The organism is Paenibacillus oenotherae (assembly GCF_019443105.1).
Classification (GTDB): domain Bacteria; phylum Bacillota; class Bacilli; order Paenibacillales; family Paenibacillaceae; genus Paenibacillus_Z; species Paenibacillus_Z oenotherae.
Genome location: NZ_JAHZIJ010000009.1, coordinates 140,535 through 155,079, shown reverse-complemented (window position 1 = coordinate 155,079; position 14,545 = coordinate 140,535). Strand labels below are relative to the sequence as shown.

At 48.9% G+C, this 14,545-nt stretch carries 20 protein-coding genes; 1 reads left to right on the top strand and 19 read right to left on the bottom strand.

Annotated features, from left to right (window positions below; genetic code table 11):
• Positions 1–14: 14 nt before the first annotated feature.
• From K0T92_RS14450 to K0T92_RS25520, 5 genes are all read right to left on the bottom strand, one after another.
• Positions 15–650 (bottom strand): HK97 family phage prohead protease, encoded by a 636-nt coding sequence (locus K0T92_RS14450; protein WP_219873180.1) that lies wholly within the window; start codon positions 648–650, stop codon positions 15–17.
• Complete coding sequence (locus K0T92_RS14445) at positions 589–1,878, bottom strand: phage portal protein (RefSeq protein WP_219873225.1); 1,290 nt, start codon at positions 1,876–1,878, stop codon at positions 589–591. The genes K0T92_RS14450 and K0T92_RS14445 overlap by 62 nt, the downstream gene beginning before the upstream one ends.
• 59 nt (positions 1,879–1,937) lie before the next feature.
• Positions 1,938–3,530: a terminase large subunit gene (locus tag K0T92_RS14440; protein ID WP_219873179.1), complete on the bottom strand. Its 1,593-nt coding sequence runs from the start codon at positions 3,528–3,530 to the stop codon at positions 1,938–1,940.
• Positions 3,520–4,065 (bottom strand): P27 family phage terminase small subunit, encoded by a 546-nt coding sequence (locus tag K0T92_RS14435; protein WP_246628161.1) that lies wholly within the window; start codon positions 4,063–4,065, stop codon positions 3,520–3,522. Before K0T92_RS14435 ends, K0T92_RS14440 begins: the two co-directional genes overlap by 11 nt.
• Before the next feature lie 434 nt (positions 4,066–4,499).
• Complete coding sequence (locus K0T92_RS25520) at positions 4,500–4,679, bottom strand: HNH endonuclease (protein ID WP_343223710.1); 180 nt, start codon at positions 4,677–4,679, stop codon at positions 4,500–4,502.
• Between the two features lie 652 nt (positions 4,680–5,331).
• Here K0T92_RS25520 and K0T92_RS14425 point away from each other — a divergent pair.
• Positions 5,332–5,559, top strand: a complete 228-nt coding sequence (locus K0T92_RS14425; RefSeq protein WP_219873176.1) for a helix-turn-helix domain-containing protein — start codon at positions 5,332–5,334, stop codon at positions 5,557–5,559.
• Between the two features lie 327 nt (positions 5,560–5,886).
• Here K0T92_RS14425 and K0T92_RS14420 read toward each other — a convergent pair whose 3' ends face one another.
• From K0T92_RS14420 to K0T92_RS14355, 14 genes are read right to left on the bottom strand one after another with little or no spacing between them, the layout of a single operon-like run.
• Complete coding sequence (locus tag K0T92_RS14420) at positions 5,887–6,492, bottom strand: sigma factor-like helix-turn-helix DNA-binding protein (protein WP_219873175.1); 606 nt, start codon at positions 6,490–6,492, stop codon at positions 5,887–5,889.
• Positions 6,470–6,718 (bottom strand): DUF3310 domain-containing protein, encoded by a 249-nt coding sequence (locus K0T92_RS14415; RefSeq protein WP_219873174.1) that lies wholly within the window; start codon positions 6,716–6,718, stop codon positions 6,470–6,472. The genes K0T92_RS14420 and K0T92_RS14415 overlap by 23 nt, the downstream gene beginning before the upstream one ends.
• The gene (locus K0T92_RS25055) at positions 6,715–7,140 is read right to left on the bottom strand and encodes a hypothetical protein (protein WP_246628160.1); all 426 of its coding nucleotides are present in this window, start codon (positions 7,138–7,140) and stop codon (positions 6,715–6,717) included. Before K0T92_RS25055 ends, K0T92_RS14415 begins: the two co-directional genes overlap by 4 nt.
• Positions 7,137–7,457 (bottom strand): DUF551 domain-containing protein, encoded by a 321-nt coding sequence (locus K0T92_RS14405; protein WP_219873173.1) that lies wholly within the window; start codon positions 7,455–7,457, stop codon positions 7,137–7,139. Before K0T92_RS14405 ends, K0T92_RS25055 begins: the two co-directional genes overlap by 4 nt.
• On the bottom strand, positions 7,454–7,930 hold the full coding sequence (locus K0T92_RS14400) for an ASCH domain-containing protein (protein WP_219873172.1): 477 nt from the start codon (positions 7,928–7,930) through the stop codon (positions 7,454–7,456). Before K0T92_RS14400 ends, K0T92_RS14405 begins: the two co-directional genes overlap by 4 nt.
• Positions 7,927–8,586, bottom strand: a complete 660-nt coding sequence (locus tag K0T92_RS14395) for a coiled-coil domain-containing protein (protein WP_219873171.1) — start codon at positions 8,584–8,586, stop codon at positions 7,927–7,929. Before K0T92_RS14395 ends, K0T92_RS14400 begins: the two co-directional genes overlap by 4 nt.
• 32 nt (positions 8,587–8,618) lie before the next feature.
• A complete protein-coding gene (locus K0T92_RS14390) occupies positions 8,619–8,936 on the bottom strand; it encodes a hypothetical protein (protein WP_219873170.1) in 318 nt (105 codons plus the stop codon).
• Positions 8,937–8,975: 39 nt separating this feature from the next.
• Positions 8,976–10,034, bottom strand: coding sequence for a hypothetical protein (locus tag K0T92_RS14385; RefSeq protein ID WP_219873169.1), 1,059 nt, complete (start codon positions 10,032–10,034; stop codon positions 8,976–8,978).
• Between the two features lie 22 nt (positions 10,035–10,056).
• A complete protein-coding gene (locus K0T92_RS14380) occupies positions 10,057–10,707 on the bottom strand; it encodes a hypothetical protein (protein WP_219873168.1) in 651 nt (216 codons plus the stop codon).
• Positions 10,708–10,717: 10 nt separating this feature from the next.
• Positions 10,718–11,467, bottom strand: coding sequence for a DNA-methyltransferase (locus tag K0T92_RS14375; RefSeq protein ID WP_219873223.1), 750 nt, complete (start codon positions 11,465–11,467; stop codon positions 10,718–10,720).
• 4 nt (positions 11,468–11,471) lie between these two features.
• Positions 11,472–12,905, bottom strand: coding sequence for a DNA cytosine methyltransferase (locus K0T92_RS14370; RefSeq protein WP_219873167.1), 1,434 nt, complete (start codon positions 12,903–12,905; stop codon positions 11,472–11,474).
• A complete protein-coding gene (locus K0T92_RS14365) occupies positions 12,883–13,329 on the bottom strand; it encodes a hypothetical protein (protein WP_219873166.1) in 447 nt (148 codons plus the stop codon). Before K0T92_RS14365 ends, K0T92_RS14370 begins: the two co-directional genes overlap by 23 nt.
• On the bottom strand, positions 13,326–13,661 hold the full coding sequence (locus K0T92_RS14360) for a hypothetical protein (RefSeq protein ID WP_219873165.1): 336 nt from the start codon (positions 13,659–13,661) through the stop codon (positions 13,326–13,328). Before K0T92_RS14360 ends, K0T92_RS14365 begins: the two co-directional genes overlap by 4 nt.
• Entirely contained in the window at positions 13,658–14,536 is an 879-nt protein-coding gene (locus tag K0T92_RS14355) for a hypothetical protein (protein ID WP_219873164.1), read from the bottom strand. Before K0T92_RS14355 ends, K0T92_RS14360 begins: the two co-directional genes overlap by 4 nt.
• Between the last annotated feature and the right edge of the window lie 9 nt (positions 14,537–14,545).

Genomic DNA, 14,545 nt, shown 5'->3' with positions numbered 1-14,545 from the left:
ACAAAAAGAGCCGATCAGATTAGATCAAGCTCCATAAGTAAGCGTTCTTTCTCGTATTCATTTTTGGACCGTAATTCTTCGGCCTTGAATTCTTCCAGGCTCCGCGCTTCCGCGTTAATTTCATTGGCCGGATAAGCCGGAAAAGCCACCGGGCTGATTTCGAAAAGTTCAGCGTTGAGAATAGACCGCTTGTAAATTTTCAGTTCGCCGCGCTTCTCGGTTGACCATTTATCCTTGGTGACTCGCATTCCGAAGGACACACCATCTACGTCCCCGCGCTGGATCAACTCCCAAGCGTCGTTTCCTACAGATGTATTGGGGATGTCCAATTCAAACCTCATTTCCTTCGTACCATCAAATACCCGCAGTGTACCTGATTTGGTATTCCCGAGCACCTGGCTTGTGTCGTGACTCCAAAGCCCGACTACACCACGCTGTGCCAAGCTTTCAGCAAACGCACCCGATGCAATCTGCTCCACGATCGTATCGCCGTACCAGTCACGCATATCTGCACTGTCGGTGTCGTACTTGATCGCCCCGGTGATGGTGCGCTTACCGTCGTCTCCTTCGGATGCACGGATCTCCAGCTTAACCGGTAGTGCTCTTATCTCCCTTGTCGAGGTCGTCTTCTTCTCCTGTGCCAGTTCCATCACCCCCTTTCGTGCTATAAGCTTTGCCTGCATCGATAATAGGCACCATACTGCCATTCACTAACAACTGATCGCCGCCTTCTTTTGGGGGGAGTTCCTCTTTAGCCCGCGCTTCATTGGGCGCCAAAAAGCCACCCTGCACCCCGATCCGGTACGCCTCGTATCTACTCTTCAGGTCGCCGCGCAAAATCGCGTCAACATTGAAGCGCAAATAGTAGCCAGCATCCAGTTCGTCATCCAGCAGCAGTTTCCATGTCATCTCCTGCTCATAGCAGGTGAGGATCGGTTGCAACGTGTCAGTGTAAAACTCCTTTTGCTGCTCCGCTACGTTGGTATGCGTCGCCCGCGTCAAGTCGTTAAGCTGGTGCATCTTGATGCCGTAGGCCGCCGCGATCTGTCGGATCGTGAGCTGGTTGTTTTCCAAAAATTGCGCATCGTGCATGTTCAACGCAATTGGCACAAACTGATAGCCGACAGGCATTAATGCCACCCGATGACTGTTGTTCAGTCCGGATGACATGGATTCAAATTTATCACGAAAATTCCGCTTGGCCTTCTCGTCAAGCTCACCTACGTACTGAATGATTCCCTTGGCTTGCAGACCTTGCTTGTAAAAATTGTTGACGAACTTATTTGCAGATGCTGCATTTTCAAGTGTCCCTTTGAGCAAGTCAAGCGGTGACAGCCCTACAATCCCATCAAGCGTCAATCCGGATTTAAAATGGAGCACATCATGCGGCATTAGCTTGCGCTGCTCTGCCCCCAGGTTAACCTCATAAGCTACTGACGATTGATTGGTGACAATACCGCTCGCTGCCGTATCATTGTCCACGATGATCTTTACACGCGCTGCATCCATCGGCCAAAGTCCAACAACGCGACCGCGCCGATCATACTCAATACTGGCGTAGGCATTACCATATAGGCAGCTCTGAGCTTCTATGCACTTCCAAAAGTCGAAAGCACTCATGTATGGATTAGGGCGAAGCCTGAGTAATTGGTGCAATTGGTGCTTGGCTGGCTTCTGGATACCATTTTCATCCTCTTGGTGGACTTTCAGCGGCAGTTTCGCTACTGACTCTGACCGGATGCGCACACAAGCATAAACCGTATCGATTTTGAGAGCTGCCTTTCCCTTGACATTGATGCTGTCAGGGTCGATGCCAAACATTTCAAGTAGGCGCCGATCGTCTACATTTAGTTCTACTGTTTCGCGTTTCTCAGGCATTCCGACTATTCGCCGGGCAACATTCAAGATATTCACATCAGCACCCCCTCCTTTCAAGATCAGCTCCAAAGCTTATCCAAAAATTCTTCTTCGGCAAACTCCCCGAAGTTCATGTCGATCTCTTCAAAGAGCATAGCTGTCGCCATGGCATTAATCATGGCCACAATCAAGTCGATACGTTCCTTGGACTTGTTCTTCATCGGCTTGATGTTCTCATTTCCGTCTACTGCAACGGCAACATTTCCCCAGCACCAGCGAGCAACAGGGTTTACTTCATGGGTCATCAATCCTCTTTTCATGAGTTGCTCTATAAGTTTCATGGCAGGACTCATGTTTTGCATGTTCTGCGCGATCTCCACAACTTCCACGCCACCGCGAATAAGCCGTTGAGATAACATTCGGCTATTCCATGGATCGGTCCCGAGTGTTTGCATGTCGTATTGTTGATTGGCTGCCAAGATGCGAGCCTCAACAAAATCATAATCCACGACATCTCCCGGAGTGGTCAGCAGGTGCTTTTGATCCACCCATTTGTCATAAGGCACCTTATCAACACGGACCCGTTCGCGCATATTGTCCTCTGGTATCCATGCGTCAAAAACAACCCGCCAGTCTGGTAGGCCGCTTTGCGGTGGAAAGAGGTAACACGCTGCCGTAATGTCTGTTGTGCTTGATAAGTCTAGACCGGGATAACACCTTTTGCCGACCAGTTCGGACAGCCCCCATTGACCCGCCGTCTTATCCCACAACGTCAACGGCTGCCATCCGGTCCGCTTGAGCGAAATCCACTGATTCAGTCGCAACCAACGAAAAAGACGCTCCGCTGACTCCTTATTGCGAGCAGCGAGCGCCTCTTTGCGCACAGCATCTATATCGATCGTGTGGCCCAAGCTTGGATTAACCTGATACCACAACGACTCATCGTATATGTCTACCTCTTTGCCTTCGGCATCGATCCCATCTTCGGGTATTCCATAAACCTTGGCATACCACGATGGATCTATGATCTCACCAGATATGACTTGTTTCGCGTATTCGTGCTGTTCCCAACCAACTGAGTGCCGATCTGGGTCGTCACCAGCAGTTGTAATAACCCACCATAGAGGCTCTTTCCGTGCAGCTCCCGCTCCAAATGTCATTACATCCCACAAATCGCGGTTAGGTTGGGCGTGAAGTTCATCAAATATGACGACAGTCGGGTTAATGCCATGCTTGGTATATGCCTCAGCTGACAGGACTTTCATGACTGTTCCTGTAAGCACGTTTTTGATCTCTTTCGAGCTTTCCGTGACTTTCAAGATGCCTTCTAGCTCTGGTTCCTGCTCGATCATCCCTGCTGCAGCCTTGTAAACAAGCTTTGCCTGCTCTTTGTCTGCCGCACAACAGTATATTTGTCCGCCTGGCGGATCGCATGTCAGGTGGTATAGCGCAACAGCCGCGATAAGTGACGTTTTACCGTTCTTCTTAGGGACTTCTAGATAGGCATATTGATATTGCCTATACCCTCGGTCAGTTATCGTCCCGTATACATCCCATAAGATTTGATATTGCCAGTCGAGCAGGATGAAAGGTTGTCCGTAAAAGTCATCAACGGCATGAAGCATCTGAATAAACTCAATCGGCTCAAGAGCACGCTGCTTATCATGTGCCATGGCCGCCACCTGCTCGGCGGTTCATAAACTGGGCCATCGCAGATTTCTTCTCTTCCTTCTTCGGCTTTGGTACGTTCTTCACCTTGGCCAGCGGATTTAAGAAGAGCCTGTCTTGCATCTTGAGCAGCATGTCCATTTTTTTGTTGATGGCCGTTTCGATTTTCAAGATGCCATCTATGGACGCCAGTTGTGCAATCTGAGTCATCGCTTTAATTACAAACTCATCCTGCCCCAAGATGTAATCATACAGGGCGTCCGTGTTTTCAGCGATTCGGTCAATCCGTTGATAGGCGCCGAGTAGCCGTTCATACTCGCTATAGGTTTTGCAGTACAGAGCCAGCATTCCGATATCTGAGCTGGTTAGCAGCTCAACACCTTGTGCGGCAGCAAGCTTGTATTCTTTGATCAGTTCATTCCAGATTTTTGAGGCTGCCTTGTCCTTGGAAACAAATGCTGGCTTCTTGAGCTTTGCCAGATCCTTCTCCCCAAGTTTGACTTCGGCCTCCTGCCGTTGCTTGATCTCTTCCTTGGTCAATCTGTTCGGGTTGCCCTCTGCTACATGCAGAGCAACCGGTTTCGCATGTCTCCCTGCCACGAGGGCTCACCTCCAGCTTAATAGTGACGATGCGGTCGGGGGCTCGAACCCCGAATTTGGTTTCCACCCTAGTCCGGAACCTGTTATCCCGTGTTTGCCATTATCACTACCGCATCACATTGAAAAATCTCAAAAAACGAAAAAAGTTTGTGCCAAGCTGGGGGCGCGGTCCTAGCCTTTTGATTTATATATTTCAGGACCTCCCCCCGGGGGTTAGTAGGGTATACCCCTGCCCCTATTGGAAGTTCATCTTCACCTTTCCGCCGCAACGTTTACATGTCGTATCATACACGGACCAGTTCTCGTTGCTCTTCTCCTTGTTTGGCTCTGCTTCTTTATTGCACGTTTCACATATGTGCTTGATATCCATAGTCTCACCCTCCAATCTTGCCATGGTCTATCTTGGCATGACAACTATTACACAAACTCACAAGGTTGCTCAGTACCAACCGCAAGTGCCAATGCGAACGAACAGGGAACCGGTGATGCACCATGTCTGCCACCGTGATACACCTCTCTAGCTTGCAGTGTTGGCATAACCCGTGATCTCGCATTAATGCGGCCTGCCTTGCAGCCTGCCACTCCACGCCATGGTAGAACGCTGCTGCTTGCTTATCCCGTTTTAATGTATCGTACTGCTTATGTCTCTGCTTGCGCTGTTGTACAGCTATATGCACATGCTCATCACAATACCGGCTACTTGTTAAGGTGCGGCATCCCGTTTTGTTACATGGCCGCTTGGGCTTGGCTGGCATAACAAGTACCCCCAACGCAAAATAGCCCGATCATGAGATCAGGCAAAATAGAATATATTACTTGACGATCGTAAAGTATTAATGTTATAATAAAGACAAGGAGGTGAACAAGCCAATGAAGAAAAAGAGAAAGAAACAGCAAACGGATAATCGCTCATTACTTACGCTAGTGACGGCAATCATTAGCCTAATGAACTCGATTATCGCCCTCATCGTCACACTCAGCCGCTAAGCAGTACCCACAAGCCTTGGCCCCGAAAGGGGCCTCGGTTTAACGGGGACGGTGAAATATAAGGGTTGCTGTTTCTTTCTCGCTTAACTCATTATACCACAAAGGGGATGAGGATATGAACACCTCACAGATCAATAAAATCTCAATGGTTATCAGTATCGTTGCGCTCGCTATCAGTATTACTGCGCTGGTCATTCTTCTGGTCAAGTGGTGATGTCCATGTACACCTTTGAATCCAAAGAAGAACTCACAGCCTGGTTAGCCCAAGAAGTCGTCACCACATCGGAGGCAATGGAGATACTGGATTGTAAAAGACAGAACATTCACGGCTTTGTGAAGAATGGGAAGTTAACCCCAATCAAGGACAGCGGTAAAGACCGGCTATTCTGGCGAGCCGATGTGCTTCAACGAAAGGAAGAAGCCAGTAAATACAACCGGAAAAAATAACTGCAAAAAGTTGGGATTTATGTTAGACTGCCATTAAGCCGTATGGGAAAGCATCCCTGCGGCCTATTTGTTTTTGACGCACACAGGACGGCTGCATACTTGCGCTGTACCGCACCACCTGCCCCAGATGCACCTGACACACTGTTTTGGTTGCTTAGGGGTGTCTTTGTCTTGCTGATATTTCTTGTACTCTTTAGGCTTCACAAGTTGCTCACCACCAAACAAAAAGCCGCCCATCACTGGACGACTCTCGCGTATTTATAATTCTTCGATGATACCATCTTACCTGTCAAATTCAGCGGTGTGAAGGACATCGAACGGACATTTTCAGGACATTAACCGGACAAACTCCTTTTCAGCTTCATTTCTCCGGCGTCTTACGGTCCGTTCGTTGATATTCAAACTCTCCGCTGCCTGTTCCTGCGTTAGACCATCCATATATTTTAATTGCAGTAGCCGTGCATAATCCGGCTTGTACTGCTCCAATGCGGCCAGCACCGTATCAATGCGGCTCACCGTGTCCTGCAGCTCCTGCAGCTCGACAAGTCGATCCAGCACCGCATCCAAGTCGTCGCGGATGTCGTACCCTCTGGCTGCCACGACCTTTGCAATCTTGGCTCGCAGCTCCTGCAGCAGTGAACTGTCCTCGTCATCAACTCCGTGCGTCGGCACAGCGGCAAGCTGGCTCTTTACACCCGCCGGGTGGCGGGTCATATAGGCGTTAGCGACTTGCTCTAAACGTAGCTCCCGTGTTGATAGATACATGTAGGACGGTAGCCCACGTAATCGGCGGTGCAGGTCTTGTAACTGATCCTCCTGGTTAAGGCGACTCACCGTGATCCCGGCACCGACACTGTAGGTAGATAACACCTTGATGCGGGCTTGCATTTGCCGGTAGCTTGATAATTGCTCAATTGCCTGTTGCTCGCTCATCCTGCTCAACTCCCTCTAGTTGCTTTATCAGCTTGTCCAAGTACCACCTAGCTTTAAGAATGTCCTCCAGCCCGTTCTTCCTCTTCCAGCGCCAGACGTACTTGATTACGTTGGCCGTGCATACAGCCTCTATGCCCTCTAATCCCGTTGTCGCGGCCTCTATTGCGTCAATGCACTCGACGTTGCCAGCTGTATAGTGTGATGGTTGGTTTACGTTATCGTTCATCGCTCTGCTCTCCCTTCTCTGGATGAACGACGAACCAGATCAGCAATCATCATTGCAAAATTAGCAACGTCAGCAGCTTCTTTGATTACAAATTCATTGGCTGGTTCCGTCCCTTGAAGTTCAAACAGTTCGTCAACCTCTTCTGTTAAGCGTTGCATAAGGTCACCAAAGTCCATATGCAACCATCCGCCTTTATGATCGTCGGCTCTCAAGACCGTCTCCATCTGCTCGGCAAACCACTTAACCTCTGGGCGAAGCTGTACTTCTCCCTGATCGGATGTGATATCGAAGCGCCCTTTGTCGATCTCTTTATAGGCGGTTCCGTATGCACCAGCTCGGTCGAGTTCGTATTCTTCGATTTCTCCTAATTGTTGCATCTCCAGCCAATCCATCAGCGCCAGTTTGCTTATATACTCACTCATGGGCTGACCTCCTTCTTACTAGGAACCTGCGGCAACGGCATCCAATGAGTCACTTCACAGGTGAGTTTCCAGTCCGTTTCGGACTCATAGGAAGACTCGTACCAACCTTCATCGATATAATAACAATCATTTTCTTCGTCGTATTCAACACAATCCCCACTGTCATCGTTCCATAAATCTTCTGCCTTCACTTTCTTTGCTGGGACATATACAACAAGAGATATGCGCTGATTATCTTTATGGCCTGTCAGAAAGACCGCAAGCACTCTTTGCGCAGGTTCTGGCAGCCGTTCGCTGCATTTAATCCACTCACTCATTTACCTTGCTCCTCTCCTAAAGGGAAGTTCCAGAACCCCTGCTGCCCTTTGGCCGGGATCGGCTCAGCGAGCTGCTTGACGTTAGTTAGTTCCCATGCGTAGCGGCCAGGCGTTAAGTCTCCGAAATGAAACTCGTCGATATCTTGCGTTATGCCAAACATTTTCTCTCCTGTTGGGTCAATTAAGACCCGAGTTCCTTGTACAGGTACATCCGCTTCACCAATTACTTTCCAGCATTCAGATATTAGGCATGTCGCCACTACCGCCCCGGTCGGCAGATTATCCGATGTATAGCCATACTTAACAAGCGTGGACTTGATAGGCTCCCTCTCGCAGGCTTCGCGGTCTACCTTTTTGCCTGCATGGATCGCCAGTGGTCCCCGGATATGTGTCCGGCGCGGTCTTGTCTCAAAGCGTTTAGCCCCGATTGCAATCAATGTAGCCCAAGGCTGGATTACCGTTATAACCCTCATTTGTATCCGTCCTCTCTCTGTGTCAGCCAGTCACAATATGCTTGGCACTTGGACTCATCGAGAAAAAAACTTTTCCAGTGATATTTAATATCGCTGAAGGGAACGTCATCACCTAAACTTTCCATATACGTGCTCGATTTCATATGCTCCGAATCAATGCAATCGCTAGGTTTGTACCAAGCCGACAATTTACCGTCGTTGCTGGCAAACTCCACACATACATGTTCCTTGGGCCGGAACTTTTTCCGACCATTTTTGCAGGAGCATTCTTCTGTAAGCAGTTTTCCGCTCGGCGAAGGAAACTCTATCATGCGCCGCTCATTACACTTATCGCATTTTGGCAATTCTTCTCTGTAGGATTCTGCCGCATAAACTTTCACATACAGCGATTCCATTAGCTTGGTTAGTTTCTCTTTGCGGACAATGTTCAGCGCATCTCGTTTCACACTGTCCAGTTCATTCAGTTTTCTCCGATGCTCTCTCTCGATCTCTTCCAATCGGCTTTTTGTATCTTGCAGCTCCTCGTTTTTCTTCTGCAGCTGTTCCATCTCGGCCTTATATTTATCCCTTACTGCGTTCAGCAGCGATTGCTTAAACTCGTCTATCTGCTGGTCGAACTCGCTCGGCTCGTCGTAAAACTCATCATCGTAATCCATCCTTATCCGTCCTCTCTCACGGCCTTCTATATTCAATCTGCATCCCTATCAGGTAAGGTTAAAATTTCATTCAACACATTGATATTCACAAAGTCATTCCAACCGTACTTTTCAGCCCACACCGGCAGCATTCGTGTTGCTACAGAGAAGATGTGCGCTGATGTCGGGTCTTCTTGGTCGAAGATGAAGTGACCGTAACCTGGAATTTCATCGGTTACATACTTCCCTGCTGAAATATTCATGATGATGTTTGTGACCGTCCATGCGAACATGGATAGCTCGCTGCAAATGTCATTTCGTGTATGTCCTGTAATCACGAATCCATTTTTATAAAACGTTGCTGTTGTCATAAAGCCCTCCCATGTATTCCGTATTCAAAATGTTAATTCTCAACCCGTTTCATAAGACTGAATCATGGCATATTTCTGATGGATTGCTGTTTCCCATTCCGTTACCCAGACATCCAAATCGCTTCGATATCTTCCAGCGATTCGCTCATAACCCTCCCGGTATACCTCCATAAGCGGCTGTCGGCTGTAGTGCAAATATGGGATGCTCCTCATGATCTTTGATCCGCTCCGCTGAACCTTCCGCAGTTGCTCGTCGAACCAGCAGGCTTTCAGGAACGAAATCGGCTCCGTCCGGATGATCTCGTCCCAATCCATACCGATCGTATGGTCATCGCAATTGAAGGGACATAGATAACAGCGGCTCCGGCGCGTCGGCAGACCGTTGGCGATCAAGAAGTCGATGCTATCCTGCGTTGTCATGTTTTCCTCAACCAGCGGATAGGCCAGATACATGTATTTGAATTGCGGCGACTCATAACGTTGAATCCTTTTGATTTCGTCATAGCTAAAACCGATGTCAATGATAAAGGCGATATCGTCTGGCATCTTCTGGCGATACTCCAAACCCAGCTTGTTCATCACCATTCGGCGGGCCATTTGCTTAACTGGTACGATCTTAAAGTCCACTGTGCATTGTCGGGGCATTATGCCTGCCGGGATTATCTCGCCTGTCTCCTCATCGATCCGACTGCAGTACACAGGCATCTGAAACCGCTGATAGTCTGTATGGATGTACCGCATCAGCATCTCTTCCAAACCGCGTTCCATGCTGCTGTGGTGCGTTGTTATAAAAGGTGTGGCGTTTTCTATCTCCTGTTGCCGTGACCGCCACCATCTGACCTGATCATGTATAAATTGCGGCTCTGCTCCGGTATCCGAGAAGATGATGAAATCATAATTAATCTCGCCTCGAAAGTGCTGCTCAAGTAGATGAGCTGACTGTGTACCGCCGCCGAATGAAAGAACGTGATATATCCGGTCTTTACCATCTGCTCTTAGGTCTGCCTCAATCTCATTTTTTGTTTTAAACAGCTTATTGCGATATTTCTTATGACTCCGATAATCTGGAGAAACCTCGAACAATTTAAGTTGTTCCATGGAAACTCCCCTTCCCCGAAATTCATTGTGATGTATCGTATTGGGCCAGCCACTCGTTCTTAGTCGGAATGCCTCCACAAAACGAACATTTAAACCATTCAACGTCAGGAAATTCACCATCGCAAATGTTAAATACGTTGTTCTCACTGCAATTGGGACAAGCAAGAGACACTGATTGCAGAGTTCCTGATTTCGAGGTATCGTATTGGGCCAGTAGATCACGGGCTTGTTCGCCCTCGTCGACTAACACTTCCGGATATTCCGCACCCTCATTTGTGTCATAGATAGATTCATCCCCATACCACCGCAGTCCATTCAGTAGAGCGGTATTGGCTACCCTGAGTGTGTCCAATGTCATTTTTGTATCAACCAACCTTGTTGCGGTGTCCACGCCCGCTGAAACAGCTAAATTGTATTCTTCCCTGAGTTCATCCCATTCCCGTTCTGCCTCTTCTAGTAACATCTCAATCTCGGCTTTCTCTTCGGCGATAACTTTGTACTGATCTTCCGACACTGCCAGTTGAGAGCGTAGGGATTCGATCTCCCTCTGCTGATGCTCTAATGTGTCTGCCGCATCATTTACAGTTTTCGCAAGCACATAATAGTACAATTGTCTATCCATATCTCTTAACTTCTGGATAAGCTGCTCTATGTCTATCTTGGGTTCCTGCATGGTTGCCTCCTTAAAAAAGTGTCAACTGCATATTCCTGATCCGATTTTCGCCGCCTGCCGCCCAATAAGCTTCTTTCTCGATCACAATGTAATTCCTATTGGTTCTATCTGCCGCGACTGCCGTTGTGCAGCTTCCACCGCAGTTATCAAGAACAAGCCCTCCCTCATTTGTGTATGTCCGTATGAGGTATTCGCAAAGCGGCACCGGCTTTTGGTTTGGATGGATGCGCTCAGGATCGTCGTTGTTTACCACTGGATAGTAAAGCACGCTGCGCGGGTATCTCTCGGTTGATCCCGCATTATTAGGGGTGGCTTTACCTCCACCGTAAACAGTGGATTTATGATTCCCTGTCGCCGCATTCATCGGCTTGTGTCCTTGTGACATTTGCGGGTTATATGTTGGCGGCTTTTTATAAAAGACCAAAATATTCTCATGGGCCTGTAACGGCATCAACTCTTTATTCAAATGCCCGGTCGCTTTGTTCTTTTCCCAAATCCATTCATACCGGAACAACTTCATGTTGCTGGCGGCGAGCGCCTTGTCGAATGGAGCTTTGGCAAATAGTAAGATCGCTCCGTTCTCCTTGATGATCCGTTCATATGCTGCCCAAAGCGGACCAAATGGTAGAATCGAATCCCATGGACTCTGTGTAGTGCCGTAAGGTAGATCGCACAAAATCATGTCCACGCTGCCGGTTGGGATGTTTGGAAATATGTCGAAGCAATCCGCATTTATGATTTGGTTAATCAAGTATGTCATCACCTCACATTGATAGCTGCAGCTGACCGGCAGCAGCGGCGGTGTACCTCTCAAACGCCAGTGTATTGCCCGATCCCGTGCATAGCTCTGGTAGATTGGCCCGAACCAGCACCTCGGACATTACCGGCGATACAGAATTTCCAACTTTAGCGACCTGCTGTTTGATCGGGAAATGTTTACCTTGGTAAATCGGATTGATGATATAGCTTTCCGGGAAACCTTGTCCCCGGTAGAGCTCCCGCGGTGTAAGCATCCGCATGCAGATATCTACGATTTGATAAGCGATGCCGCGGATAAGCACCAGACCGAACCGGTCCTTGGTGACAATCGTATTAATCGGCTCCCGTAGGTCTTGACCGACACCAGTGCCGTAGTACATCGTGAGGAACGCATATACCTGGCCGAGATGCTGTCCACCTGCAGTGATGGTAGGCAGCGGATCCTTTAAAGACGATCCAATATTTGTTCCGCGAAACTTTGTCAGGTGACTGGTCACCAGCGCAAATCGATTACCGCCCGCCGTGATTGTATGGAGGGGATCGTGCAGGCTGCTACCACGGGCCTTCCCTGCCTTCGTTTCTCCGTAGTAAGTGGAGAGAAAAGCCGAGACTACTGATGCATTTCCTTCGTCAATCTCCTGCATCCAAGGATGAATGTGTTCATCCGGGACAATAAACGGATCTGAATCATTGATGACGAATTTATAAGTTCCAAGTGCTAGACGACGCATCGTCTTATCCGCGAGCGGTCGCTCCCTACCAAAGATTGACTTGCAGGGAATCGTCCAGTCAATAATTCCGGATGATGGTTTGTAGGGTTCAAGGAGCCGAGCTGCAACCGCCGGTGATCGTCTATGTGCGTGTGTTGGCAACGGCCAGACAATTGGCTTTCCGTCACAGCGAGCAATAAGAAACAGACGCGTCCTGCTTGTTGGAGCTCCAAAATCACTAGCAGTAAGCTCTTTCCACTCAACCTCATATCCTTGCCGCCGTAGAGCATTCACGAATGATTGAAACGTGTGCCCCCTCCGCGCCTTGATAGGATGGCCGTTTTTATCGAGCGGACCCCAATCTTGGAACTCCTCAACGTTTTCGAGAATAATAACCCTTGGCTGCACCGTAGCAGCCCAGCGAACGGCCACCCATGCCAAACCGCGAATATTTTTCTGTCGGGGCTTCCCACCCCGCGCTTTACTGTGATGTGTACAGTCCGGCGAAAACCACGCCAACCCCACTTTCCGGCCGGCCACCACGACACGTGGATCGACATCCCAGACAGATTCACAATAATGTTTGGTTTCGGGATGATTGGCCTCATGCATCACTATTGCTGGTTCATCATGGTTGATGGCAACATCCACACTGCGTCCCGTTGCCTTCTCCGCTCCGGTGCTGGCACCACCGCCCCCGGCAAAGTTATCTATGATGATCTCTTGCATACTGTCCTGCCCCCTTGCCTTTGTGCCGCCTACGCGGGACGCCCTTTTTGCCTCCAAGTCCACGGTTACACAATAGGCTGGATATGCTCGATGCAGTCAAGTTATATAAATCTCCGATTTCTCTATTTGTCAGACCAGCCTTTATGTGCATCTGCAGGGTTTCAGTTGGTATCGACTCGAGTATTTTTGATGCAGCCGACCTTTTCACAGGTTCCGGCTTCAGTTCCTTAAACACCCTTGGTGGTAGCGGCTCAGCCTTTAGCCCGCGCTGCTCACCCGTTGCTATCAGGTCAGTTCTTCCGGCGCGAGCCCAAGCCAACTCAACATCATTAAGCTGGTATTCGATAACACCGTTGTTATACGGCTCTGGCGGTGTGTGTTGTGGTACCGGTCGGCGTGGGCCTCGGTTGATGTGTTCGTTCATACGGCCTCAGCTCCCTCAGTAATACTCAGCCACTCGTCATCGGATAAGGAGGCGTATCGCTTCCACTCACCGCTTTTACGCATATTACAGACGATGTTCATTACCGTATGCTCCGTTCTTCCTAGTGCAAAACCTATAGCCCGCGGTCCGTCCAATTCATAATATTTGGTCAAATAGATTTTCTCGTCCAAAGTAAACGGTTTGCCGTGATTAAAATGAAATTCTGGGTGGTACTTCATTCGGCCCAACTTATCGAAAGTTATGCCGTCGAGTTTATCCCCCTCATCCGGTACATTCCGGCGAAGCTCACCCTTGAGCTTAAATGTATTCATCCTGGATGCCCCTCCCGTTCCTTATTGCCATCAAGTTTCCGGGCGAGCGCCCGGATATTCTCCATTTCCTCCGGTGTTAAATCACTGGAAGATCCCGGTTTAACGATCTGTATTTGGGGCTTGTTGCTGTATCCATTTTGGTTCCGGCTCCGATTCTGATTCGTATCCCCTTTTAAAGCAAATACTCCTTGCCACCCGTTCAAAATCGATTGTTCCAAAATTGCTACCTTGTCTTCGTCATTGCTTGCTAACTTATCCAAATTGCCCATGAGCAGCGTAACGGCCTTTTCTGTCATCGGTTTCTTGATCTTCTTGCGGAATTCAATGAATGATTCCAGAGACTCAATAAGAGTAGGATTTGAAGTGTATGCTTCAAATGCGGTCCTTACTTTACTGTTCTGTACTGTTCTGTTTGGTTGGGTTGGGTTGGGTTCTGTAGCCCCGTGACCATCAGATACGTCATCGGTTTGTCCGCGTGACTGGCGCGTGACTGGCGCGTGACTTTCTGATTCGTCTTGTTTCTTGGCGCGTGACTTCCGCTTCCGTTCGCGGTTTTGCTCACGCTTGTCCACGAGACGTCCTGCGTAATCGTACCAATCATGTAGCGTCAGTTGGCCGTCCTCATTGTCTATGAATACAGAATCTACCAATGCCGTTATTAAATCGTGTGCCGTGTCACACGGCCATTCCATCGCTTCAGCAATGTCTTCTGGTTCGAATGAAGTTAAATCTCCGTCTTGAGCGTAATCCAAAGCCCACCACCATAAGAAATGCAGGTGACCTACTGCCGCCGGAATGGATACACCAAGCTTCCGCGCCAGTTTTCGTGTCTTAGGATGCCTCGCTAATTCTTGGTGGCTCTCTATCCATGCCATCGCGGCCCT

Bases quoted from the DNA above. Each gene is read 5' to 3' on its own strand.
- K0T92_RS14450 (WP_219873180.1), bottom strand. From the start codon at position 650: ATGGAACTGGCACAGGAGAAGAAGACGACCTCGACAAGGGAGATAAGA.
- K0T92_RS14445 (WP_219873225.1), bottom strand. From the start codon at position 1,878: ATGCCTGAGAAACGCGAAACAGTAGAACTAAATGTAGACGATCGGCGC.
- K0T92_RS14440 (WP_219873179.1), bottom strand. From the start codon at position 3,530: ATGGCACATGATAAGCAGCGTGCTCTTGAGCCGATTGAGTTTATTCAG.
- K0T92_RS25520 (WP_343223710.1), bottom strand. From the start codon at position 4,679: ATGCGAGATCACGGGTTATGCCAACACTGCAAGCTAGAGAGGTGTATC.
- K0T92_RS14425 (WP_219873176.1), top strand. From the start codon at position 5,332: ATGTACACCTTTGAATCCAAAGAAGAACTCACAGCCTGGTTAGCCCAA.
- K0T92_RS14420 (WP_219873175.1), bottom strand. From the start codon at position 6,492: ATGAGCGAGCAACAGGCAATTGAGCAATTATCAAGCTACCGGCAAATG.
- K0T92_RS14415 (WP_219873174.1), bottom strand. From the start codon at position 6,718: ATGAACGATAACGTAAACCAACCATCACACTATACAGCTGGCAACGTC.
- K0T92_RS25055 (WP_246628160.1), bottom strand. From the start codon at position 7,140: ATGAGTGAGTATATAAGCAAACTGGCGCTGATGGATTGGCTGGAGATG.
- K0T92_RS14405 (WP_219873173.1), bottom strand. From the start codon at position 7,457: ATGAGTGAGTGGATTAAATGCAGCGAACGGCTGCCAGAACCTGCGCAA.
- K0T92_RS14400 (WP_219873172.1), bottom strand. From the start codon at position 7,930: ATGAGGGTTATAACGGTAATCCAGCCTTGGGCTACATTGATTGCAATC.
- K0T92_RS14395 (WP_219873171.1), bottom strand. From the start codon at position 8,586: ATGGATTACGATGATGAGTTTTACGACGAGCCGAGCGAGTTCGACCAG.
- K0T92_RS14390 (WP_219873170.1), bottom strand. From the start codon at position 8,936: ATGACAACAGCAACGTTTTATAAAAATGGATTCGTGATTACAGGACAT.
- K0T92_RS14385 (WP_219873169.1), bottom strand. From the start codon at position 10,034: ATGGAACAACTTAAATTGTTCGAGGTTTCTCCAGATTATCGGAGTCAT.
- K0T92_RS14380 (WP_219873168.1), bottom strand. From the start codon at position 10,707: ATGCAGGAACCCAAGATAGACATAGAGCAGCTTATCCAGAAGTTAAGA.
- K0T92_RS14375 (WP_219873223.1), bottom strand. From the start codon at position 11,467: ATGACATACTTGATTAACCAAATCATAAATGCGGATTGCTTCGACATA.
- K0T92_RS14370 (WP_219873167.1), bottom strand. From the start codon at position 12,905: ATGCAAGAGATCATCATAGATAACTTTGCCGGGGGCGGTGGTGCCAGC.
- K0T92_RS14365 (WP_219873166.1), bottom strand. From the start codon at position 13,329: ATGAACGAACACATCAACCGAGGCCCACGCCGACCGGTACCACAACAC.
- K0T92_RS14360 (WP_219873165.1), bottom strand. From the start codon at position 13,661: ATGAATACATTTAAGCTCAAGGGTGAGCTTCGCCGGAATGTACCGGAT.
- K0T92_RS14355 (WP_219873164.1), bottom strand. From the start codon at position 14,536: ATGGCATGGATAGAGAGCCACCAAGAATTAGCGAGGCATCCTAAGACA.